The 22,702-nt window shown below is 46.4% G+C and carries 14 protein-coding genes; 6 read left to right on the forward strand and 8 right to left on the reverse strand.

Translation table 11 applies throughout. From position 1 onward, the window contains the following. Positions 1-60: 60 nt before the first annotated feature. Both L3C95_RS12490 and L3C95_RS12495 read left to right on the forward strand, forming a co-directional pair. Positions 61-1,143, forward strand: a complete 1,083-nt coding sequence (locus tag L3C95_RS12490) for a phosphatidylinositol-specific phospholipase C1-like protein (RefSeq protein WP_236387540.1) — start codon at positions 61-63, stop codon at positions 1,141-1,143. Between the two features lie 220 nt (positions 1,144-1,363). After that, entirely contained in the window at positions 1,364-1,789 is a 426-nt protein-coding gene (locus L3C95_RS12495) for an SRPBCC family protein (RefSeq protein WP_236387542.1), read from the forward strand. Between the two features lie 116 nt (positions 1,790-1,905). On the opposite strand, the gene L3C95_RS12500 is transcribed toward L3C95_RS12495, so the two are convergent. The 8 genes from L3C95_RS12500 to L3C95_RS12535 all read right to left on the reverse strand — a co-directional run bounded on the left by L3C95_RS12500 (position 1,906) and on the right by L3C95_RS12535 (position 15,462). Continuing rightward, a complete protein-coding gene (locus L3C95_RS12500; RefSeq protein ID WP_236387544.1) occupies positions 1,906-2,676 on the reverse strand; it encodes a hypothetical protein in 771 nt (256 codons plus the stop codon). Positions 2,677-2,833: 157 nt separating this feature from the next. Then, positions 2,834-3,415, reverse strand: coding sequence for an HPP family protein (locus L3C95_RS12505; RefSeq protein ID WP_236387546.1), 582 nt, complete (start codon positions 3,413-3,415; stop codon positions 2,834-2,836). Positions 3,416-3,533: 118 nt separating this feature from the next. Then, the gene (gene nudK / locus L3C95_RS12510; protein WP_236387548.1) at positions 3,534-4,112 is read right to left on the reverse strand and encodes a GDP-mannose pyrophosphatase NudK; all 579 of its coding nucleotides are present in this window, start codon (positions 4,110-4,112) and stop codon (positions 3,534-3,536) included. 45 nt (positions 4,113-4,157) lie between these two features. Then, the gene (locus tag L3C95_RS12515) at positions 4,158-5,489 is read right to left on the reverse strand and encodes a vanadium-dependent haloperoxidase (protein WP_236387550.1); all 1,332 of its coding nucleotides are present in this window, start codon (positions 5,487-5,489) and stop codon (positions 4,158-4,160) included. 2 nt (positions 5,490-5,491) lie between these two features. Further along, on the reverse strand, positions 5,492-8,782 hold the full coding sequence (locus tag L3C95_RS12520; RefSeq protein WP_236387552.1) for a VCBS repeat-containing protein: 3,291 nt from the start codon (positions 8,780-8,782) through the stop codon (positions 5,492-5,494). A 131-nt stretch (positions 8,783-8,913) separates the two neighbouring features. Beyond that, positions 8,914-10,503 (reverse strand): SusD/RagB family nutrient-binding outer membrane lipoprotein, encoded by a 1,590-nt coding sequence (locus L3C95_RS12525; protein WP_236387554.1) that lies wholly within the window; start codon positions 10,501-10,503, stop codon positions 8,914-8,916. Between the two features lie 5 nt (positions 10,504-10,508). Then, positions 10,509-13,619: a SusC/RagA family TonB-linked outer membrane protein gene (locus L3C95_RS12530; RefSeq protein WP_236387556.1), complete on the reverse strand. Its 3,111-nt coding sequence runs from the start codon at positions 13,617-13,619 to the stop codon at positions 10,509-10,511. A gap of 871 nt (positions 13,620-14,490) precedes the next feature. After that, on the reverse strand, positions 14,491-15,462 hold the full coding sequence (locus L3C95_RS12535) for a glycoside hydrolase family 43 protein (protein ID WP_236387557.1): 972 nt from the start codon (positions 15,460-15,462) through the stop codon (positions 14,491-14,493). Between the two features lie 117 nt (positions 15,463-15,579). Between L3C95_RS12535 and L3C95_RS12540 the strand changes: the two genes are divergently transcribed. From L3C95_RS12540 to L3C95_RS12555, 4 genes are all read left to right on the forward strand, one after another. Further along, positions 15,580-16,137 carry an RNA polymerase sigma factor gene (locus tag L3C95_RS12540; protein WP_236387559.1) on the forward strand — a complete coding sequence of 186 codons (558 nt, stop codon included), beginning with the start codon at positions 15,580-15,582 and terminating at the stop codon, positions 16,135-16,137. A gap of 132 nt (positions 16,138-16,269) precedes the next feature. Next, positions 16,270-17,451, forward strand: a complete 1,182-nt coding sequence (locus L3C95_RS12545) for a FecR family protein (protein WP_236387561.1) — start codon at positions 16,270-16,272, stop codon at positions 17,449-17,451. Between the two features lie 258 nt (positions 17,452-17,709). Next, on the forward strand, positions 17,710-21,000 hold the full coding sequence (locus tag L3C95_RS12550) for a SusC/RagA family TonB-linked outer membrane protein (protein WP_236387563.1): 3,291 nt from the start codon (positions 17,710-17,712) through the stop codon (positions 20,998-21,000). A gap of 26 nt (positions 21,001-21,026) precedes the next feature. Then, a complete protein-coding gene (locus tag L3C95_RS12555) occupies positions 21,027-22,658 on the forward strand; it encodes a RagB/SusD family nutrient uptake outer membrane protein (protein WP_236387565.1) in 1,632 nt (543 codons plus the stop codon). Positions 22,659-22,702 lie beyond the last annotated feature (44 nt).

Here is a 22,702-nt window from a genome sequence, read left to right on the forward strand (position 1 = left end):
ACATCATAAAGCCCAACAGCCGGTTCTTTCACAGGCCGGCTGTTTTTAAAACAATATATCATGAAGGCACTTTCAGGATTAATATTAACGGCGGCCCTGAGCCTGCTGCATAACGAAGTACCAGACAGCGTGAAGATGAATAGAATACAGGTCATCGGTTCACACAACAGTTACAAGCAAGCCATCGACCCCGCATTGTTCAAAATGTTCCAGCAGCGCGATTCAGTGTCGGCCAGTAAAATTGATTACGAACACATTTCTATTACAGAGCAATTGGATATGGGTTTATTGAACCTGGAGATCGATGTTTATGCAGATGCCAAAGGCGGTAAATATGCACATCCTAAAGGGCTGGATTGGGCGAAAGGACAGGCACCTTATGATGAGAAAGGGCTTATGAAAGAACCAGGGTTCAAAGTATTGCACATTCCGGATCTGGACTTCCGTAATGATTATCTGACATTGAAGAACCTTTTAGCAGAGTTAAAAGCATGGTCAGAGAAGCATCCGCATCACTACCCTGTCTTTATTACACTGGAGCCTAAAGATGGTGCTTCAAAAAGTAAGGAAATCACTGAACCGGAACCATTCACTACAGAAGTTTTCGATCAGCTGGATCAGGCATTGATAGATGGGTTAGGTAAGGAGCATCTGATTACGCCGGATATGGTGAGAGGAAAATATAAGACACTGGAAGAAGCAGTACTGCATGATAACTGGCCAACAGTAAAAGCTGCGGAAGGTAAATTTGCTTTCATCCTCGATGCCAAAGATGATAAGAGAGATCTTTACATTGCTGGTCATCCAGGACTGAAGGGCCGTGTTGTATTCTCCAACTCCGATCCAGGTACTCCGGAAGCAGGTATGATGATCAGGAACAATCCGAACAGTCCTGAAATAAAAGACCTCGTAGCGAAAGGTTACATCATCCGCACGAGGGCTGACTCAGATACCAAAGAAGCACGACTGAACGATAAATCCAGCTTTGTTGCAGCATGCAATTCAGGAGCGCAGATCATTACAACTGATTATTATAGAAAGAGCACCCACTTTAAGTCTGATTATGAGATCAGCTTTGAAGGAAAGAAATATTGCCGATTGAATCCTTTATTTAATAACACGGCAGCTGTGAGCAACAAGTAATTGACGTTCACGTTATTGTTCTCAGGGAGCGTCTTGTGAAACGGTGATACGTTTTGCAAGGCGCTTTTTTATACTCATAATATTTCCTTAACTCTACTCACAAATAAGGAGGTCGTAAATCGCCTCTTCTTTGTCTTTTTCACCCCTCTTCGCTATAAACCTCCCGTCGTAAGTTTGTATCGTTAACAACAACAAATAAATCAATTAAAAACTCTCTGATATGACAACAACCGCTAAAACCGCAATTACCGTAGAAACCACCGTTCAGGCGCCAGTAGCAAAAGTATGGGAATACTGGAACCAGCCTGAACATATTAAGAAATGGGCTTTTGCTTCAGATGACTGGCATGTACCTGCTTCTGAAAATGACCTGCGGACGGGTGGTAAATTCAGCACTACTATGGCAGCTAAAGATGGTAGTTTCAGTTTTGACTTTGGCGGCGTGTATACACAGGTGAAAGAACATAAGCTGATCGAGTATACCCTGGGTGATGAAAGAAAGGTGAGCATCCTTTTCAGCAGCATAGGCGATGCCACCAAGATCGTAGAGACTTTCGAAGCAGAAGAAACACATTCTGTTGAAATGCAGCAGAGTGGCTGGCAGGCTATCCTGGATAATTTTAAGAAGTATACAGAAGCTAATTAATACCAGGCACCGTATACAGTACAAACTATTTCAGATACTGTATGGGGCAAAAGAGGAGTTGCCTCAATTAATGAGACAACTCCTTTTCTTTACTATACGAATCGACTGACCTCTGATTATTGGAAAAAGCCGGCAGCGGTGGTGGTATTTTCCACCCAGCAGCCCGAACTTGCTTTCAGTACATACTCACTCAGGCCTACCCTGTTTGCTCCTGGCGCCCAGTCAAACGTATAGCCGAGCCTTGTCCACGGATAATAGTAATCTGTGGCGGCATTAATCGGACGGTAGTAGGAGTAAATAATATTATTATTAAACCATAAGCGGTATTCATCAGAAACTGTGCTTACCAGTGTTGAACCCGTGGTAGTAGTTGTAATGGAATTGTCTCCTGCCGGACGGAAGAGCCTTTCTGCGTGCACCCATATCTGGGCGATATGTGTATTACTCTTGCTATTTACCGGTGGAAGTCCCAACAGCTGGCTGATACGCTGAATTGTATCTGAGGTCGGCGTGAAAACCGGGCCTAGTTTGCGTAGCATCTGAGTTGGGATAAAAAACCAGCTATCCCCCCAGGTAGTAGTAATGGAGTCTCCCACAGGATAACTTTCCGGATACCGCATAAAGGTGGCCATCAGTACATAGTTTTGTCCGTTGATGGTTTTCCATTGCAAATTAGGATTGCTTGCTGCAATAGGCCAAAGGCTATCTATTGCTTCCGAACCATTATCAACCATCGCATCTTTAATGGATTGATTGTACAACGCGTTCAAGTCTGGCGTGGGCGTTACATCGTCGTCATCTTTCGAGCAACTCACTACGGTGAAGCCAAGCAGAACAATAATAAGGGCAAAGAAACTGTTGTGGAAACGGGGAAAGGCGTTTTTCATTGGATTTCTTGTATGGTTATTGAGAATGAGATAAAATTAATACTATTTCCATTCATTCTCTGGTCATTCCTAACCATTATTCACGCCTCTGTTCATTTTGTTCATTCCCTGACCTTACCCCATACATTATTTCTCCGGATTCACAACGCGGTTTGGTTCAATGCGCACGCCTTCTTCGTGTAGTATGCCAGATCCGATGCTGTGGATATTTTCTGTGAGAAGTTACGTTATTAAAGATCAGGGCTACCATCAGCAGGATCAGTACACCAGTTAACACAGGGCTTAATACATATAGGTATCCCATAGCTTTGATCTTCTCTGACCCGATATTAGCGATCAGGGCTGTAGCGCCTCCGGGTGGATGGAGTGTTTTTGTGATCTGCATCAATACAATAGACAAAGCCACCGACAGCGCGGCGGCCAGCCACAACTCGCCGGGTATCAGTTTATGAATGGTAACACCTACAAGAGCGCAGATCAGGTGCCCTCCCACCAGGTTTCTGGGCTGGGCAAGGGGACTGTTTATGATGCCATAAATGAGTACGGAGGATGCTCCGAAGGAGCCGATGAGGAATAAATTATCTGTGGGGGATAAAAAGTTACTTTGCAGCAGTCCAATCAACCCGATACCGGTAAATGCGCCCAGGAAAGTCCACAAGTGTTCCCTGAAGTCAAGCAATGTTTCCTTGTACAAGACATACCTCACCCTGCGGAGATGCCGCTTTGTCTTTTTTCCCATTATTTCCCTTTATTCCCTTTAGAGCCGCAAAGCTACGGGCAAAAAATGGCATCATCAAGACCTGATACAGAGAAAGTAATAGCATCAAAGACCCAACAAACTGATCTTCAACACCTTACTACAATATCCCTTTCAGTCGCAGGTGCTGCAGCAACATAATGGTTTTGGCATCTTTGATCCCGCCATCGTCTATCATGGCAAGCGCCTTTTCAAAGGGGATCTCCAACACTTCTATTTCCTCCTGTTCGTGCTCCACACCGCCGCCGTCGTGCACTTTCATACTTGCAGCGTACTCGGCGATAAAGAAATAAAGGATCTCAGTAACCGAGCCCGGCGACATATAAGCTTCGAATATCTTACGGACATGAGACACTTTGTACCCGGTTTCTTCTTCCACCTCCCTGCGGATGCAGTCCTCGGGACTATCCTTATCCAGCAAACCCGCACAGGCTTCGATCAGCATACCGGAGGGATTACCGTTTACAAAAGATGGCAGACGGAACTGGCGGGTCAGGATAACCGACTTTTGTTCTGTGTTATACAAGAGAATTACAGCCCCATTCCCGCGGTCATACGCTTCACGGGTCTGGGTTTGCCAGCTACCGTTTTTCAGCTTAAAATCGTAGGTAAATTTGCGGAGTATATACCAATTGTCTGACAGGATCTCTTCCTTCTGGATTTTTATTTCGGGCAACATAACCGATCATTAATGACGTTAGCCCCAAATATACCTCAAAAGATTTTACATACTACCGCCATACACCGGTCTAATACCGGCAGCTTTAATCTTTTCCAGTACCTTCTCTCCTACCTTATATCCCTGGGCTACACCATTGTCAATGGCATCACGATAATGAATCCCCCCATATAAACGGGAAATGGCTGCTTCCCGCGATGCGGCCAGGAAGGAGGTGAATTTACGTGCGGGAATCTCAAACATCTCCTCGGAGTTGTCTTCATAGGCGAAATTATCGCCCAGCATATAAGTCAGCACGGTGGCCACGGCAGAAGATACCACGCTATGGCCACTGGTATATTCAGGGAATGGAGGCGTTTGCAGCAAGGGTTTCCATTTCACATCTATATAACGGTTGATGTAGGTTTCCGGACGAATGCGGTTAGAAAGGAACTTTGCGTCCCAACAGCTGATGAATGCATCCATCATGGTTACTGCAGCTACCGAATGCAGCAGCACTGTCTTATCGAAATCCAGCTGAGCCTTGCGGGCTGCAATACCCGCTATATTCATCCAGTGGCCTCCCGGCGTGATCTTCTTAAAACCGATGGCCATATGTCCATAAGTACTTACAGCAAAGGGGTTGCAATCCCAGAATGAAGCAATAACCCGCTGTTCCGTATTGAGATTCATACCGGCATGAAACACTTCCTTATTCAATGCATAAAAAGCACTTGCAGTGTCCTTGCTGAAAGGCACCGGATCGGCCGGCACAAATTGGTTGCAGGAATCTATGATCATGGGCCTTATGGTTTTCCAATGCGGCTCCACGGCTTCAATATATGCCGGTGGTGTAGGATACCAGTACCCTTCCCCCTTCATCGGTGTATAACGTACCAGCGTGCTGAGCTTTCCATAACCATCCGGACGCGACCACTGCACGGTTTGTCTGGCAATATCTTCTGCAACAGCAACAGAATTGCGGATAATACTATCTGGTACTTTATCTTTCTTAAATAGAAGTAACAACTTCTCCTCATCTTTTTCCAGCATAAATCCTGAGGGCAACATCAGTTTACCAGTTTCCAGTATGCTGTACACAGCAGCTATGCGATAATCGTACTTACGTCCGCCATCATGAACAGCAATGCCGGGATATGATCTGATGAATGCAGCTGCATCAGGGACCTGCTTGTTATGTGCTGCTACGATGCTATAAGCTGACATCATTGCGTAGCTATAGAAACGGCATGCGGCTGGGGGATTTACTACGTCATGCATCATGACCATTGACAGTGAAAAGACTGCCGGCTGTATATAGTCTGTTAAGCCGGTTTTATATTGTTGTGTGTATCCAAACTGACATACAAATAGCAGGAGGACCGTTAATCGTTTCATACTTAGTTCACTTTAAACAGGGTGATCCCCTTATTATTTACACCTATCATGACATATGGTTTATTACCCAGATTCATGACAGTCGCCGATTTCACATCTCCCTTCACGCAAAGGCCGGAAGCCGGCTGTGAGATGTAGCTGAAATTTCCCTTGCCATCGCCTTTTAACAGGCAGCCGTAACCAGCATCAAAGCTGCCCAGTTTAAGCCGGTTATCGCATTGGTTACCCAGCAGCAGCAGATCCAGCTTTCCATCCTTGTCATAATCCGCAGGAAGGATCCTGGACACAACCGAGAATTGTGCTTCTACAGGCAGCGCCGTTGATACAAACTTTCCATTGCGGTATAAAAAGCAGGATGTCTTTGTTTCCACAGCGGTCAATTTCCCGGCCTGGCTCAGTTCTTCCGCAGAGAAAATGTCTTTCATTGTAGCGTTGGAGTAATTGCGGTAAGAAGAGAACTTGCGGCGCATGGGATAGATCTGTTCATTGAGTTCATCACGGCTTACAAAGGGATAACTTACGCCTTCAATGTAGAAGTTCAGGAAGGGATCAATAGAACCATTTTTATCGAAGTCGGCATAGTAGAGTTCCGCCGGTTGTTTTACAGAGGCATGTATCTGAGTGTTCTGTCCCAGGTTGCCCGCAATAATATCTTCCTGTCCATCCCCGTCCACATCAGCCATTGTTAAACCAAACCAAAGGCCTGTTTGCGGCTGATCAAAATACTGCGCTGTTACATCCTTGAATCCATCCTGTTTATTGGCAAAAACCATCACAGGCATGAACTCACCACAGGTCACCAGGTCTTTTCTGCCATCTTTGTCAATGTCTGTCCAGCGGGCATCGGTGATCATGCCCGCAGTAGTGAAAGGAATCGTTGCTGCACTAAACTGGCCCTTTCCGTCATTCATCAATAAATATGATACCGGTGGCGTCGGATACTTGCCGGGAATAACACGCCCCCCTACAAAGACGTCGATATCGCCATCATTGTCAACATCGCAGGGCCGTACGCATGATTTACTGCTAGCGCTTACATTGGGCAAAGCGTCCTTTAAAAGAGAGAAATTCCCCTTGCCGTTGTTGAGATACAGCTCATCCTGCAAAGCGGTCGTATTGGGCTCAAAAAGGCCATATCCACCCTTTGCTACATACAGATCGGGAGCACCATCGCCGTTAGCGTCAAAGAAAGCAGCTGCAGCCACCTGTGACGGCATATCACTGCCAGGGACGACTTTTGTGCCCATTACAAATCCTCCACCCGGTTTCTGAAAGTAGATCCTTGCCGGCTGTTCACTATCCCCTCCGATGAACAGATCTTCCAATCCGTCCTTATTCACATCCGCCTTTTCAAACACCGGACCGGTTCTGGAGTACATGAACATCATCAGTAGCTGGCGCTTGAAATCATTTCCGGAGAGGTCGGCATGTTTGTAGGTAAAGAGACTGTCTGCATTGCTGAAGTAGGTGTTGGCAGGCGCCTGCATTGTATTATGCGCTGGCCCTCCATCAGGGGCATAAGAGACAGTCAGCAGTTGGTTAGCAGTAACATCTTTCAGGTGTTGTGTTTTACCGTCGGGCCAGATGATACAAACAGAGTCTGCCCGCGTATCATCACCCAGGCCGAATAACAACTGGGTGGATACGGCGGACAGATAACCCCTGTTTGGATTGACCTCCAGATATTGTTTCAAACCTTTGCTGTAGACGTACACTTTCGCGCCTATAGCGCCGGTATTTTTATTGTTTCCTTTTAGTTTAACAGCCAGATAGGGCCTCTTGTTTTGTTCGCGGCTCATATTCTGGTATATCGCGGCTGTTTCATTGATCTTGTTGACCACCAGGTCAAGGTCACCGTCGTTATCAAGATCCGCATATACTGCACCACTGGAAATGCCTCCGGCATCCAGTCCCCATTCGTTCCGCATGTTTGTGAATGTGAGGTCCCTATTATTTTTAAAGATGTAGTTCTGTAAAGATGTTGACGGCATAGCAGCAATAAGGTCCATCAGCAGCACGGGTTCGCGGTCAATAGCCTTTTTTACCTTGTAGTCTCCCCAATAACGCAGGAAATCCTTATTGGTATAATCGCGCAGGTACCCATTAGTAACAAAAATGTCCTTGTAACCATCATTATCCAGGTCGGCAATAAGCGGGCACCAGCTCCAGTCGGTATTAGATACGCCTGCCAGCTGTCCTATTTCACTGAAAGTACCGTCGCCATTATTCAACTGTAACATATTGCGCATGTACTGCTTGTAGAGGTCCTGTGAAATCATCAGTTCAAAGGACTCATAGTTTTCCTGTAACTGCAGCAGCTTCTGACGTTGATTGTCTTCCGGCAGCATGTCCAGGGTCATGACATCCGGCAGGGCGTCGTTGTTAAAGTCCGCGATGTCAACTCCCATGGAGAACTGAGAAAGGTGACCAAAGCAGTTGGTAGCATCTTCTGCGAAGGTGCCATCATGTTTATTTATATAGAGGTAATCACGTTCATTGTAATCGTTGGTGACATAAATATCCTGCCAGCCGTCTTTGTTGATATCCGCTATTGCGACCCCCAGTCCGAAGGTCAGCGGATTCTGGATGATACCTGCCTGTTTTGATATTTCGGCGAAATGATTCCCGTCATTCCTGTACAGTTTATTGCCGGCCAGTGAATCTGTTTCATTGCGGAACCGGGTAAACTCCATGTTATCAATCTTGATAACGTTGTGGTTCAGCAGGAACATATCGAGATCACCATCATTATCCATATCAAAGAAAACAGCGGTGGTACTATATCCGGGATCATCCAGGCCATACTCCTTTGCCTTTTCTGCAAACTTCGCATTGCCCTCGTTAATAAATAACTGGTTCCTGCGCAGTTCATCTCCCTTTTTACCGGAGTAACATACATAAATATCGAGCAGGCCATCTCCATTCACATCGGCCATGGTAACGCCGGTCTTCCAGCCATCAGGCTTTCCTTCCAATCCTTTTCCTGCCTCTTTGGTAATATCGGCAAACCGCATGTTGCCTTTGTTGAGATAAAGTTTATTGGGAGTCATGTTTGCGGTAAAGAACAGGTCCTGCAGACCATCATTGTTAATATCTCCTACGGCCACACCGCCACCATTATAGAAATATTCGTAGGCCAGTACATTCAGTTTTTCGGTTTCGTTCAATGCATTACTGAATTTGATGCCGGTCGTTTTGGAAGCCAATAGCTGGAATAACGGCTGCTGGGCTACTGTACGGGAAGCTGCAATAGTTAACAACAGAAAAATAGCAGGGATACTAATTTTTTTCATCAGGTATTGATTGCATTGGTGTCCTGCTGTGGAATTGCTGATCATCGAATACTTTTTTACAGAGGAACTCTCTCGGAATAAAAGCTAATGCGACCACTAAGGGTCGCATTAGCATAAGTTCAATAGTTACATTATGGAACATCCCACCATACTCTGGAAGTATAGGTATCTCCCTTATCTAGGCGACCTACCGCAGCCTGGTAATTAGTAGGATTAGTAGACCCTTCTGTTGAATGGTAAGCAATCCTCCTTGGTATAGTACCACCGGTAAAATTACCCTGGTAATTAACAGGAGTCAGCACCGGATAACCTGATCTTCTCCAGTTAATCCACGCTTCAATAAAGTTAAACAGCGTTCCATTGGTTGCCCAGTATTGTTCGTTGATCATCTTCAGAGAAGCTTCTGTTGAACTAACATCCAGCGGATGCGAAGCAGCATATGCATCGGCGGTTGCTGCACTGATCGCAGCGGCGGGGCTGAAGGTAGCCAGTGACTGCAATGCAGCTGAAACGGCATTCCTGTAGTGCTCAGCGGCAGTACCTGGTATTGTCCAGCCACGTACAGATGCTTCTGCCAGCAACAGTTCTGTTTCAGCATAGGTCAGCACAAATTCCGGAGCACTCCTGTCGAGATACACAGCTGTGGTAGGACGGGAATATTTACCCAAAAGGTATACATCGCCAGCCGCGCCTGTACTTCCGGGATAATCCGGCCTTTTAGTGATATCGGTAGCTCCGCCGAGCAGATCGTAGCCATTGGGCATGCCAATCTGTACGCTGGAATCCCTGTTCCCGGCCAATGAGCTGTTTGTACCATTTTTGAGACCAGCTGGTGGCACTTCAGCTACCACGCCGAGGCGGGGGTCGTTATTAACACGCAGATAGTCTATCAGGCGTTTAGACCATTTTACTTCCCTGTAGTCTTCAGTAACCAGCAGGGCACCGCTTGTACCATTACCATTACCGGTAGAGTTATCAGTACGGCCGTAAGCATTGTCGGCAATACCTTCAAAGGTGCCACCCGCAGCAGCTTTCTCAGCATATTGACGCGCCAGGGTAGGATTGACCTTCACTAAGCGCATGGCAGAACGCAGCATCAGTGAATAACCAAATTTCTTCCATTTATCAATGTCACCGCCATAGAAGAGATCTGAGGAAAGTTGGTCTCCGGCTACATCCAGCGCATTGATGGCAGTTTCCAGTTCCGTCAGCATGGAAGTATAAATTTCTTCCTGTGTATCGTACTTCGGTGTAAATACGCCGGATTTACCAGATAGTGCTTCGGAATAGGGAACGTCACCATAACAGTCTGTTATGTGCTGCATAATGAGGATCTTCATTATGATGCCGACATTGGCGAGGTTGGACAATTGCTTTTCATTAGCCAGTGTGGTCATTTCTGCAGCAAGACTTGCAGCCCGGTAATCATCGATCCAAAGCTGGTTCTGATAACCTATTATACCGGATGATGCCACGTATTTATCGCCGTTACTGTAGTAATTATAGGTAGAAGATAACAACTGGGGCCACATGCTCTGGAACAGCAACTGTGCATAGCCTTTGTTAGCATAGCTATACTGTGCTCTCGCAAGTAACAGATTGGGAAGATATCTACCCCCATCTACAGAAATCGGATCGGTGTTAATTTCATCAAAATCGTGGGTACAACCTGATGAGAACAGTGTCAGACCCAGCGCTATATATAGCAAACCTTTTTTCATGTTCATTATTTTTTAAATTTGACATTCACGTTCACACCGTAGGTACGTGTACTTGGCAAGCTTGTACCTTCGATACCTGCATAGTTAATGAGTGAAGAAAATCCGGCTTCAGGATCCACGTTATCAGAATTCCGCATGAGGGTAAGCAGATTACGTGCTACAAGGGAGATACCGATAGACTCAAAAGGCAGTCTACCCAACATCCTGCTGCCCAGCGTATAGCCCAATGTCACCTGGCGCAGTTTGATAAAATCAGCGTCCAGTACACTATTCTTAGAGATCTTATTCGCATATGCCTGATAATAGGTTTGCGCATCTACATTGATCGTATTTCTCAACCCTGTACTTTCAATGATACCATCAGCTACTATACCTGATTCCCTGCCTTCCAGCGTCATTTTATCCAGGCCACGGAATACGGCGTAGTCTTTCGTAGCAGACAGCAGTTTGTGACCAAACTTTCCATCAATTAAGAATGACAGGTTGAAGCCTTTAAAAGAGAATTCGTTATTAATACCACCGAAGAACTTTGGCAGCACACTACCCATTGGTCTGAGCACACCATCGTTCTGTGGCAGACCGGAAGCATCCAGCAGCACTTCTCCTTTGTCATTACGTTTGAAGTCGTATGCCAGGATCTGCGGACCAGCCATACCTTTCACCAGGGCGGTGTTGGCATTCAGCGGACGGTAAGTACCCAGTGTCAGCACGGTACTGGAACTGTTTGCACCGTAGATATCAAGGATCTTATTCTTAATATAGGTTCCATTCACAGATGCATTCCAGGTAAAGTTGGATGTAGAAACGATCGTACCGTTTATAGCAGCTTCAAAACCTGTGTTCTGCGTAGAGCCGGTTCCGAAATATGCCCTGTCATATCCGGTAGCTGGAGAGATGGTACCCTGGATAATTTCATTCTTCGTTTTACGATGGAAATAAGCAAGGTCAATACCTAACCTGTTATTGAAGAATTTCAGTTCCAGACCTGCTTCCAATTCCTTCAGCGTGAATGGTTTCAGGAACAGGTTGGGCAGTGTAGTTGGGAATTCTCCCGTGCTGACACCGCCGATCGTGCTACCAACACTATAGTAAGATCTGTCTGTATAAGCATCAACAGGTTCACCACTGGCGTTTGCCCAGGAAGCACGTAACTTACCATAGTTCAGCTTAGGAATGTTCACCAGTTCTGAGAAGATAAAGCTACCGGACACGGATGGTACAAAGATGCTTCTGTTATTGGCTGGCAACGTAGAGTAAGTATCGTAACGGCCGGTTGTTCCAATGGTCAGGAAACCTTTGTAAGAGAAGTCCGCAGTGTAGTACGCTGATTGTGATTCTCTTGCTTCATAGTCATAGTTCCTGCTAAAATTGGTTACGTTGTTGAACGCATAAACATATGGTATAATCATCTGGTTACCGGCTACTCCAACCATCTCCCAGGTCCTTCTACGCAGGTTACCACCCACTGCCAGGTCGAGCTGCAGATCTTCTACAATGTTCTTCTTGAAACCGATCAAACCATCTGCGTTCATTTCAGTGGTTTGTTCGTTACGCAGGTCCATGTCGCCACTCACGAGTGTACCATTTGGCAGCGTGCTGGTAGAGTAGGCAGTACCCCATGGGGTTACTCTGAATTTCCTGTCATTGATGTTGTCATAACCAATACGTGCCTGCGCATATAAAAAGTCAAAGAAATCATAACGGGCAGTCAGTGCAGAGATCCAGCGTCTCCTGTCGATGTTATTGACATACTGGTTCACAACAAACCATGGGTTTGTTACAAAGTTATCATCATTCCATACTATCTCCCGTCCATTGTTGTTGGGATCGAAGCCTGGCTTCAGGATATCCTCATCGATGTTTGTAGCGAGGAAGATACCATTGTTCGCATTCAGCGGACCATCACTCAACTGCGGACGGTTCTGGGACTTGTCATCAATGTAGTTTACCAGTGCACTTATTTTCAGTTTAGTGGTTACATTCTGTTCGAGGTTCAGGTTGAAGGTCTTACGTTTCAAGCCACTGTTCCTTAAGATGGAATGATTGTCCAGGGAGGAAGCGGATACACGGAAAACACCTCTTTCTCCACCACCGGAAACCGCAATCGTATTTGTAAAACTTGGCCCAGTTCTGTAAAAGCGGCTGATATTATCATCTACAGCAGAATAGGCATATGACTTACCATCAAACTGTGGCGTCATTGATCCGTCCAGTCTGGAGCCCCAGCTCAAACGGGTGCTGATCAAGGCATCGGTAGCGTTAACAGGTTTTGCACCATGTTGCCCCTGGCCGTATTCGTACTGGTACTCAGTATAATCGATCGCTTTATCCAGCGTATAGTTCATGTTATATTCCACCTGCATAGTGCCTTTCTTACCACTCTTGGTAGTGATGAGGATTACACCGTTGGTAGCACGGGTACCGTACAATGCAGAAGCAGAAGCACCTTTCAGTACAGTCATGCTTTCAATATCGTCGGGGTTGATGTTGGATATACCATCACCATTGTCGGAACCACCCCACTCACCGGCAGCACCTCTCTGTGAGTTATCCATCGGAATACCGTTGATAACGTACAGCGGACTGCTGGCGCCAAAGCTGGCCATACCTCTTAACAGCACACGTGCAGAAGAACCGGGACCACCATTGGTACCACTTACGCTCAGACCCGCCACGCGGCCACCGAGGGAATAAGCAACGTTGGTTTCACGCGCCTGTGTGAGCGATGCTCCGTCCACTTTGGTAACAGAGTAACCCAACTTTTTGGACTCTTTTGATATACCCAATGCTGTTACCGTTACTTCACCTAACTGAGAAGAGGACTCCTCCATGGTGAAATCAACAGATGTTTGACCGGGGGCGACTTTGACGCCTTTTGATGTATAACCTATCAGTGAAGTTTCCAGTGTAATTTCTCCTTCAGGCACATTTTTCAGGGTAAATGCACCATCAGCACCAGTAATTGCAAAGATGTTCTTTCCTTGCACTTTAACACTCACGGAACCCAGAGGGGCTCCACTTTTTGAATCTTTAACAGTTCCCTGTACCTGCCTTGTTTGAGCAAATGCTACTGTGGAGAGTAGCATCGCAACAACCAGCAAACGTAGATGTCTCATTATCGATTTAGTTTTTGGTTAGAGAATAGACAAGTGCTTGACACTTGAAGGCATAGAAGGTCTGGTCGCCATGCGACAATGTTTCGTTTCATTGCTCGATACTGTTATATTTGGTTGTTGTTAGAAAATACTTTCCCCTTATGCTATTTGCATAGCATTGTTTATGATTCCATTAAGTTTTGATTTTTGATTTCAGTTGGACTTTCCCCCGGCTTATTCACTGTGATGTAACAGGGACTTGTTCCCCGTTACACGCACACATGCAGATGTCATCCGGCAAATAGCCAGTAAAGACTCATTAGTGATTTGAAGTGATAAAATAATTGTTCATTGTCCTACTCCACTTTAGCAATCTGATTGACTCTAGTAGTTATAATTTTGGCTTCGAAGAAAATTGTTCAATAGTAACGGTTCAATAGTTTTAGTTCCAAAGTTGCCTTACTCTTACGAGTAATACAATTCACTGTTCATGTTTGTTTCAAAAATTCTATAAATGACAAGTTTCCCTACATGGAAGGTTGGCATTTCCGCCTGATTTCATAACTGATTTGCTGATTACCGCCCTTTTTCACGCTCTCTCGTTTACGGCTCTTAACATTGAATGTACTCAAATTTAACATTTCATACAATAACAAATGCGTTCTACATAATTATAACCAAATGGCCGCTAAAACAAATACTTTTTTAACAACTCCTGATCGTATGTAAACCGTTTTAGCATATTTATAACACTTGATTTCACCAATATGTTCATCTGATAGTATTTTACCTTGACCGCTGGTGTGATTTTGTCTCTATGAACTAATCAGTTATCAAAAAAAAAGTGACTACCGGGTCGGCAGCCACTTTTCAATATTCGTTTCCGTATGATTTACTTCAGTTTATCTTTCTTCACTCCTTCCTTTGTGATCTTTACAGGAACAATCAGCCCATTTTCATCAAAATGCATTTCATCTATACACACTACCCTGTTATTGGCTGCCGTTTCCGTGAGCGGACGCCTATGGTAAACGATATACCACCGGTCAGTGCCGGGTACGTTGATCACGGAATGGTGGCCTGCACCGGTCGCTACCGAGGTATCCTGCTGAAGGATCTTGTCTATACGTTTAAAAGGCCCTGTCGGGGAATCGGCGATGGCATAGGCAACGGAATAATGTGGGCCGCCCCATCCTCCTTCTGACCACATGAAGTAGTATTTCCCATTACGGATGAACATGAACGGTCCTTCCACATAACCAGCCGGAGTGATTTCTTTAAAGGTATTACCGTCTTCAAAAGGAGTAAATCCCTTAAAATCAGGATTCAGTTTCGCAATGTTGCAATGGCGCCATCCGCCGTATATAATATAGTGTTGTCCGTCCTTGTCCCGGAAAACGAACTGGTCTATTGGTTGTGCCTTGTTATGGAATTTATCGATCAACGGTTTACCCAGGTAATCTTTATAAGGACCTCCTGGTTTGTCTGCCACGGCAACGCCTATGCCTCCCTCCTCATTATCACTCTGGATATCATTAGCCGCAAAGAAAAAGTAGTATTTGCCATCTTTCTCTACAATAGCCGGCGCCCACATGGCTTTTTTAGCCCATTTTACCGCCGCTGTATCCAGAATATGAGGATGTTTGGTCCATTTTACCAGATCCGGCGAGGAAAAAGCATCAAAAAATACCTGTTTCTCATATTTATCGGAGTACGTGGGGTATACCCAATATTCTTTACCCCAGATTGCTGCTTCGGGATCTGCATACCACCCCTGTACGATAGGATTACCAGCCCGTTTCTGTGCTGCCGAGGGCAGGTACAGTGCTGTTCCCAGTAATAAAAACGTTAAGACCTTTCTCATAATGTAATTTCCAGTTTGAGCCACAATATAATAATTGAGTACCAGAGATCTATGGACGGCAGAGCCCATTTCATTTTTTGTTCCTACTTTTACGCCAGCATTCAAACGATAGGTAAATTGTCAAATTCATCCTTACCGGAGGAGCGGAAACTATTACTGCAGATAGCCAGGGGTGACGAGTCTGCATACACACTTGTATTTAACCATTACAGCAAACAGGTGTTCAACGTGGCCATGCTTTATCTGAAAGACACTACGCCAGCACGGGAAGTCGTGCAGGAAGTCTTTCTGAAAATATGGCTGAAGAGGGAAACTATGCCCGCCGTGGAAGACCTGACCGCCTATCTGTTCATCCTCACCCGCAATCATATATATGACAGTTTCAAAAAACAGGCAAACCAGGTAAAAGCCCTGGACCATTTCATCCTGCACCAGCCCAGCGCTGTAGATGATACCGATCACCGGCTCCAGGAACGCCAATATGACCATCTACTGAATAAAGTAGTATCTAACCTACCCCCTGAACGTAAAAAGGTCTATATCGCCCGGAAAGAGGGCTTAAGCAACGAAGAGATCTCTGCCCGGATGAATATTTCCATCCATACCGTCAAGAAACAAATGCAGCTGGCTATGCAAACCGTCAGGAGCTTTGTGAAAGAGCAACTCCATATATAACAGCGCCCCGGCTATGAAAACCCCATCTAACTAACTGAATATCATCTCCAAAAAAAATTTCACGCCCCAATACTCCTTTTTTTTCCGCCGGTCGTCTTTATTACTATCAACCCAGTGCCAAACTAATCGTCTATGACAATAGCTGAAATAAAGCGATTACTTGATAAGTATAAGCGTAACGAGATCAGTGAGGAAGAATATCTCCAACTGATGCAGGAAGTCGCTGACGACGCCCATACATCTGCTATCAAGGCCGATATAATGGAAACATTATACGGGAAAGCACCTGATATGGCATTCGGTGAGGAAGAAGCGTCTGCCATGCTGACCGGTATTTTCCGGGCCGGCGAAGCGGATGCCCGTCGCTTAAGGGTTGTAAGGCGCAGAAGATTAGTATATGGTTCACTGGCAGCGGCCGTAGTTGCGGGCATGATTGCCACCGGTGTTTATATGTCCCAGTCTGGCAAACAGGCGGCCCCGGTAGCAGCTATACGTCACAGGCCTCTGCTGCCGGGCTCTGACAGGGCTATGCTTACGCTGGCAGATGGCACAGTTATACCGCTGGACAGTGCCAATAACGGGGCACTGGCGCAACAGGGCAACACGCAGATCATGAACAGGAACGGAGCCCTCAGCTATAATGCAGGGGGACAAACCAGTGAAGTGATGTACAATACGGTAGCGACGCCTCATGGCGGCCAATACCAACTGACCCTGGCAGACGGCAGCCGTGTATGGCTGAACGCAGCCAGCAGCATCCGGTTCCCCACTGCCTTTACCGGCAGGGAACGGCTTGTGGAGATCACCGGGGAGGCTTACTTCGAGATCGCACAACAGGCTGAAATGCCTTTCCGGGTAAAAGTGAATGATGTTCAGGTGAATGTTTTAGGCACCAGCTTTAATATCATGGCCTACCAGGACGAACAGGCCATCAAAACCACCCTGGTGGACGGTGCAGTGCAACTAAAGCACGGCAACAACTCCAGTGTGTTAAAACCAGGATTGCAGGCAAACTTATCATCCAGAGATGATCATTTTGTGATCGCCGCGGCTGACATGGAACAGACGCTTGCCTGGAAAGAGGGCAAATTCCGGTTCAGGAACACGAATATCCGGACTATCATGCGGCAGCTGTCGCGCTGGTATGACATCGAAGTGAACTACCAGGGAGATGTGTCTGATATAGACCTGACAGGGGTTATATCCCGGCGGGAAGAGGCCGGCAAGCTGTTAAAAGCACTGGAGGCTACCCAAAGGGTACAATTCGAGGTGAACGGGAACAAGGTGACCGTGAAACCCGGGGAACAACAGTAAAGCCCTTACGACCAAGGGGGACAACATTATGTAAAAACTAAATTTTTCCAGTTATGACCACGTAGAAAAATCACGTACCGTCAGCTTTAGGTAGAAAACCGGATTCCGACTGCCATCGGAACCCGGCATAGATGGCTACCAATTTCCTTAACGTTTGAAAATCGATTATTAAGCCAAGAACACAAAAGTATGGAACTACGCGAGACATGCAAGGCCTATCCGAGGAAGGGCTTCTTGCACAGTAAATTATTGTTGGTTATGAAATTAACTGCCATTTTAACACTGGTGTTCTCTCTGAATCTGAGCGCCAGGTCTTATTCCCAAACAGTCACGATCGCAGGAAAACACCTTGCCCTGTACGACATCTTCAACAGTATAAGTAAACAGACAGGTTACGAGTTTGTTTATGACGAAAAACTGCTGCAGGGTACAGGTGCTGTAGATATCAATCTGAAATCAGCCAGCCTGTCCGAAGTACTGGACAAGTGCCTGAAAGATAAACCGCTCTCTTATACTATCATGGACAAGATCATTGTGATCCGTCCTAAAGCAGTGAAAAAAGAGACTCCCACCGCCATGCAGCCCGCGGCTACCGTCGAAGGTACTGTGGTGGATGCTACTGGTCAGCCCCTTCCCAACGTGGCTGTTCAGGTAAAAGGTACGACCCGTGGCGCACTGACTGACGCAAAAGGACATTTCTCCCTCCAGGTGGAAAGCACCGATGTACTGGTATTCAACTATGTTGGTTTTGAGAAAAAAGAGATCACTGTAGGCAGCCAGACCAATATCCAGGTGACGCTGACCGAATCCAACAAACAGTTGAACACTGTTGTAGTGACAGCGCTGGGTATCAAAAGATCAGAGAAATCTATTACCTATGCTACGCAGCAGGTAAGCGGTGTGGAACTGACCAAAGCGAAAGATCCGAACCTGATCAATACCCTGAATGGTAAGGTAGCAGGTCTGAACATCTCTCAAAGTTCTTCCGGCGTAGGTGGTTCTGCTAAGGTCATTCTGCGTGGTGCCAAATCTGGTCTGGGTAGTAACCAGGCGCTTTATGTGATAGATGGGGTGCCTATGAATAACTCCCTAACCTCGCAGCCTAACAGCTCTTATGGTGGTAGCGGTGCTTATGATGGCGGAGACCCGATCTCTAATCTGAACCCGGATGATATCGAAAGTATTTCCGTGCTGAAAGGTGCTTCCGCTGCTGCACTTTATGGCAGCCAGGGTGCCAATGGAGTCATCCTGATCACGACGAAAAGTGGTAAAGCCGGTCGTACGGTAATCAATTTCAGTTCCGGCCTGACTCTTAGCAATGTGGCTTACAAACCGGAGTTCCAGAACAGCTACGGCCAGACTAACGCGACTAACACACAGAGCTGGGGCAGTAAAATATCCGGGGGCAAGGACAACCTGTCCTCTTTCTTTCAGACAGGCCAGAACCTGACCAACTCTATCAGCCTGGCAGGTGGTTCAGATAAGATGCAGACATATTTCTCTTACGCCAATACTTCTGCGAAAGGTATTCAGCCTACGAACAAGCTGTCCCGTAACAACATCACATTCAAGGAAACAGGACATTTCCTGAACGATAAACTGACTGCGGAAGCTGACGTTAACTATATCAATCAGACTATTGACAACACGATCCTGAGCGGTTTTTATTTTAACCCGCTGACCGGTCTGTATCTCTTCCCCCGTGGAAAAGATCTGCAGCCGTACAAGGACAACTTTGAAGTGTTTGATCCTACCAGACGTTTAATGGTACAGAACTGGCCTTTCAACGAAGACGTTCAGCAGAATCCCTGGTGGATCCTCCACCGCGATCCGAATACCCTGGACCGTAACCGTTTGCTGATGAATGCCAGCCTGAAATACGATGTGAACAAATGGCTGAACATCACCGCACGTGGAAGCCTGGACAGGATCAACGATGTATTCGAGCAGAAAATTTATGCCGGTACCGTACAGACCCTCTCCCCTGCCAATGGTGTCTACGTATATAGTAATACCACTACCAATCAGCAGTATGGCGACCTGTTGGCTAACTTCGACATACCAGTTAGCGACAAGATCCGCATCACCGGTGTACTGGGCGGAAGCATCAGGGACGTAGTGACCAAAGGTGAGAAATTCAACTCCGGACAAGATGGTCTGAACATTCCGAACCTGTTCGTGATCCAGAACTTCAAGACCTTCAATCCACTGAACTCCGGTACCCTGCAGGAAAACCATAGCCAGGTACAATCCGTTTTCGGTAGCGCTAACATCTCCTACAAAGACTGGGCATACCTGGACCTGACCGCACGTAATGACTGGGCTTCAAACCTGGCCTTTACCCCTTCCGGTTCTTACTTCTACCCTTCTGTGGGTCTGAACGTGATCCTGAGCCAGGTAGCGAAACTGCCCGCGTTCATCAGCTTCGCTAAAGTACGTGGATCCTTTGCACAGGTAGGTAACTCTCCTCTGGCTTATCAGTCTAATCCGTCAGTATATAACTTCAGCGCGGGTGGTGGTTTCAGTCCAAACACCACAGCTCCTTTCACTGATCTGAAACCTGAAAAGACCAATTCACTGGAATTCGGTACCGAATGGCATTTCTTTGAGAACAGGCTGGGTGTGGATGTGACCTATTATAAGACCAACACCAAGAACCAGACTTTACAGATCAGGGCTCCGCAGGGATCATTCTACGACAACTTCTTCATCAATGCCGGTAATATCCAGAACCAGGGTGTTGAAGCCATCGTACGCTATGAAATACTGCGCGATACCAAACTGAAATGGAACACTGGTCTTAACTTCTCTACCAATAAGAATAAGATCATCGAGTTATCTCCTAACGCTCCTGAGTTTACACTGAGTGGTGCATCTGGTTCCAACTATGTGTCTAAGTTCAAGGTAGGTGGTTCTTTCGGAGACATCTATGGTACTGTACTGCAGCGTGATGCGCAGGGCCGTATCATGATCGATGCAAATGGCAACCCTATTAAACAGGGTGGTGATTTCGTATTCCTCGGCAACTCCAATACGAAATGGCAACTGGGATGGAACAACAACCTGCAGTATAAAGACTTCAACCTGTCTTTCCTGATCGATGGCAAATTCGGTGGTCAGGTAATGTCCATCACTCAATCCATGATGGACCAGTATGGTGTATCTAAAGTATCTGGTGAAGCACGTGATGCAGGTGGTGTAGCTGTAAATGGCGTTGATCCGAATGGCAATGCAGTATCCATGGTAGACGCGCAGAAATGGTATTCCACTGTTGGTGGTCGTGAGGCTGCTTCCGGAGAGTATATGTACAGCGCAACTACTGTACGCTTACGCGAACTTTCACTGGGTTACACCATCCCTGTAAAGAACACCAATTTCGTAAAAGCACTGAAATTATCACTGACAGGACGTAACCTGGTGTATTTCTCCAGGAAAGCGCCATTCGACCCTGAGCTGACCTTGTCAACCGCTAACGGTCTGTCTGGCGTGGATATCTTCATGCCTCCTGCTACCCGCAGCTATGGTCTGTCACTGAATGCTACTTTCTAATCATTGTTGCCATTAAACTGAAGAAAATGAAACGTTACTATATAAAAAGCATGTGGGCTATTGCGGCGGCAGTATTGCTGGGAGCCAGTGCCTGTACAAAGAACTTTGAAGTATATAACCAGGACAATACCGGCATTACCCCGGATGACCTGAAAGGAGATTTTAACGATATCGGCGCTTTCCTCACCAGGGCACAGCGTTCTATCATCAACTTTTCTGATGGTGGAGATCCCAACTCTTACCAGTTACAACAAAATCTGAATGCTGACTGCTATTCAGGCTATTTTATGTCCCCCAACCCATTCAACGGCGGACAAAACAACCTGTCTTACTCCCTCGTAAGCGGCTGGAATGGCGAGCCATTCAAAGTAGGTTACCTGAACATCATGGCTTCCGTAAACAGGCTGCGTACAAGCGGTGTGGATACCGCTTACCCTGCTGTATGGGCAGTAGCCCAGATCGTGCAGGTAACCGGTATGAGCCGTGTTACAGACATCTACGGACCTATCCCTTACAGCAAGGTGGGTACCAGCAAAAGCGCTATTCCATACGATAGTCAGGAAGATGTGTACAAACGTTTCTTCCTGGAACTGGATACCGCTACCAATAACCTGCGCACGCAGGTCGCGGGTAACGGAAAACCATTGCCGTTCGCTTTTTCCAGATTTGACCTGGTATATGATGGAGATTTCACGAAATGGCTGCAATATGCAAATAGCCTCCGCTTACGTTTGGCCATGCACATTGTAAAAGCGGCTCCTGAGCTGGCACAGCAACAGGCTGAAAAAGCTTTGGACCCTGCCAATGGTGGTGTGATCACAGGCAATGCCGGTAACATGAAAGTAAAAGTACTAGGCGCCGGCTTCAGCAACCCACTGGTGTTTATAGCACAGAACTGGCTGGATATCCGCATCGGGGCTTCCATTCAGAGTTATATGAGCGGCTACAACGATCCGCGCATCGGTAAATATTTTGACAAGTCTACCGATCCCGCTTTCCCGTCCCAGTACCAGGGTATCCGTATCGGTTCCATTGGGGGCAACGTATCCAAAGGAGATTATACCGGATATTCTTCGCTGAACCTGACGGACGGTACGCCTTCCTTCTCTATTACTACACCTGTACAGATCATGACTGCTGCAGAAGTATACTTCCTGAGAGCAGAAGTTGCGCTGCGTAACTGGGCGAATGCAGGTAGTGATGTACAGACGCTGTACAACCAGGGTATCACTACATCTATGGAGCAATGGGGTGCAAATGCAGGGGCTTATGTCAATGACAATACCAGCACACCTGCTGCGTATACAGATCCGAAGAACAGCGTGAATAATGCTGCCGCTCCTTCTACCATCACCATCAAATGGGACAACGCTGCAACTGCTGAGGCCAAAATGGAACGTCTCATTACACAGAAGTGGATCGCTATGTTCCCTGAAGGACAGGAAGCATGGACGGAATTCCGCCGTACCGGCTACCCTAAGCTTTTCCCTGTAGTGAATAACTTCAGCGGTGGCGTAATCAGCAGCACTACACAGATCAGACGTTTACCTTTCCCACAGAATGAATACAACACCAACAGCGCGGAAGTGGCCAAGGCTATTGGATTGCTGAAAGGTCCTGATAACGGGGCTACAAGATTATGGTGGGATGTACAATAATATTGTTTGTTAAGACTGTCGCCTTTGTGAATGTATCATTATAA

This window comes from Chitinophaga filiformis (assembly GCF_021646545.1).
Classification (GTDB): domain Bacteria; phylum Bacteroidota; class Bacteroidia; order Chitinophagales; family Chitinophagaceae; genus Chitinophaga; species Chitinophaga filiformis_A.

What these genes read in the sequence shown, in the direction of transcription:
- L3C95_RS12515 (WP_236387550.1), bottom strand. Translation starts at nt 5,489, where the DNA reads ATGAAACGATTAACGGTCCTCCTGCTATTTGTATGTCAGTTTGGATAC.
- L3C95_RS12505 (WP_236387546.1), bottom strand. Translation starts at nt 3,415, where the DNA reads ATGGGAAAAAAGACAAAGCGGCATCTCCGCAGGGTGAGGTATGTCTTG.
- L3C95_RS12545 (WP_236387561.1), top strand. Translation starts at nt 16,270, where the DNA reads ATGACAATAGCTGAAATAAAGCGATTACTTGATAAGTATAAGCGTAAC.
- L3C95_RS12520 (WP_236387552.1), bottom strand. Translation starts at nt 8,782, where the DNA reads ATGAAAAAAATTAGTATCCCTGCTATTTTTCTGTTGTTAACTATTGCA.
- L3C95_RS12530 (WP_236387556.1), bottom strand. Translation starts at nt 13,619, where the DNA reads ATGAGACATCTACGTTTGCTGGTTGTTGCGATGCTACTCTCCACAGTA.
- L3C95_RS12500 (WP_236387544.1), bottom strand. Translation starts at nt 2,676, where the DNA reads ATGAAAAACGCCTTTCCCCGTTTCCACAACAGTTTCTTTGCCCTTATT.
- L3C95_RS12550 (WP_236387563.1), top strand. Translation starts at nt 17,710, where the DNA reads ATGAAATTAACTGCCATTTTAACACTGGTGTTCTCTCTGAATCTGAGC.
- nudK (WP_236387548.1), bottom strand. Translation starts at nt 4,112, where the DNA reads ATGTTGCCCGAAATAAAAATCCAGAAGGAAGAGATCCTGTCAGACAAT.
- L3C95_RS12555 (WP_236387565.1), top strand. Translation starts at nt 21,027, where the DNA reads ATGAAACGTTACTATATAAAAAGCATGTGGGCTATTGCGGCGGCAGTA.
- L3C95_RS12490 (WP_236387540.1), top strand. Translation starts at nt 61, where the DNA reads ATGAAGGCACTTTCAGGATTAATATTAACGGCGGCCCTGAGCCTGCTG.
- L3C95_RS12525 (WP_236387554.1), bottom strand. Translation starts at nt 10,503, where the DNA reads ATGAAAAAAGGTTTGCTATATATAGCGCTGGGTCTGACACTGTTCTCA.
- L3C95_RS12535 (WP_236387557.1), bottom strand. Translation starts at nt 15,462, where the DNA reads ATGAGAAAGGTCTTAACGTTTTTATTACTGGGAACAGCACTGTACCTG.
- L3C95_RS12495 (WP_236387542.1), top strand. Translation starts at nt 1,364, where the DNA reads ATGACAACAACCGCTAAAACCGCAATTACCGTAGAAACCACCGTTCAG.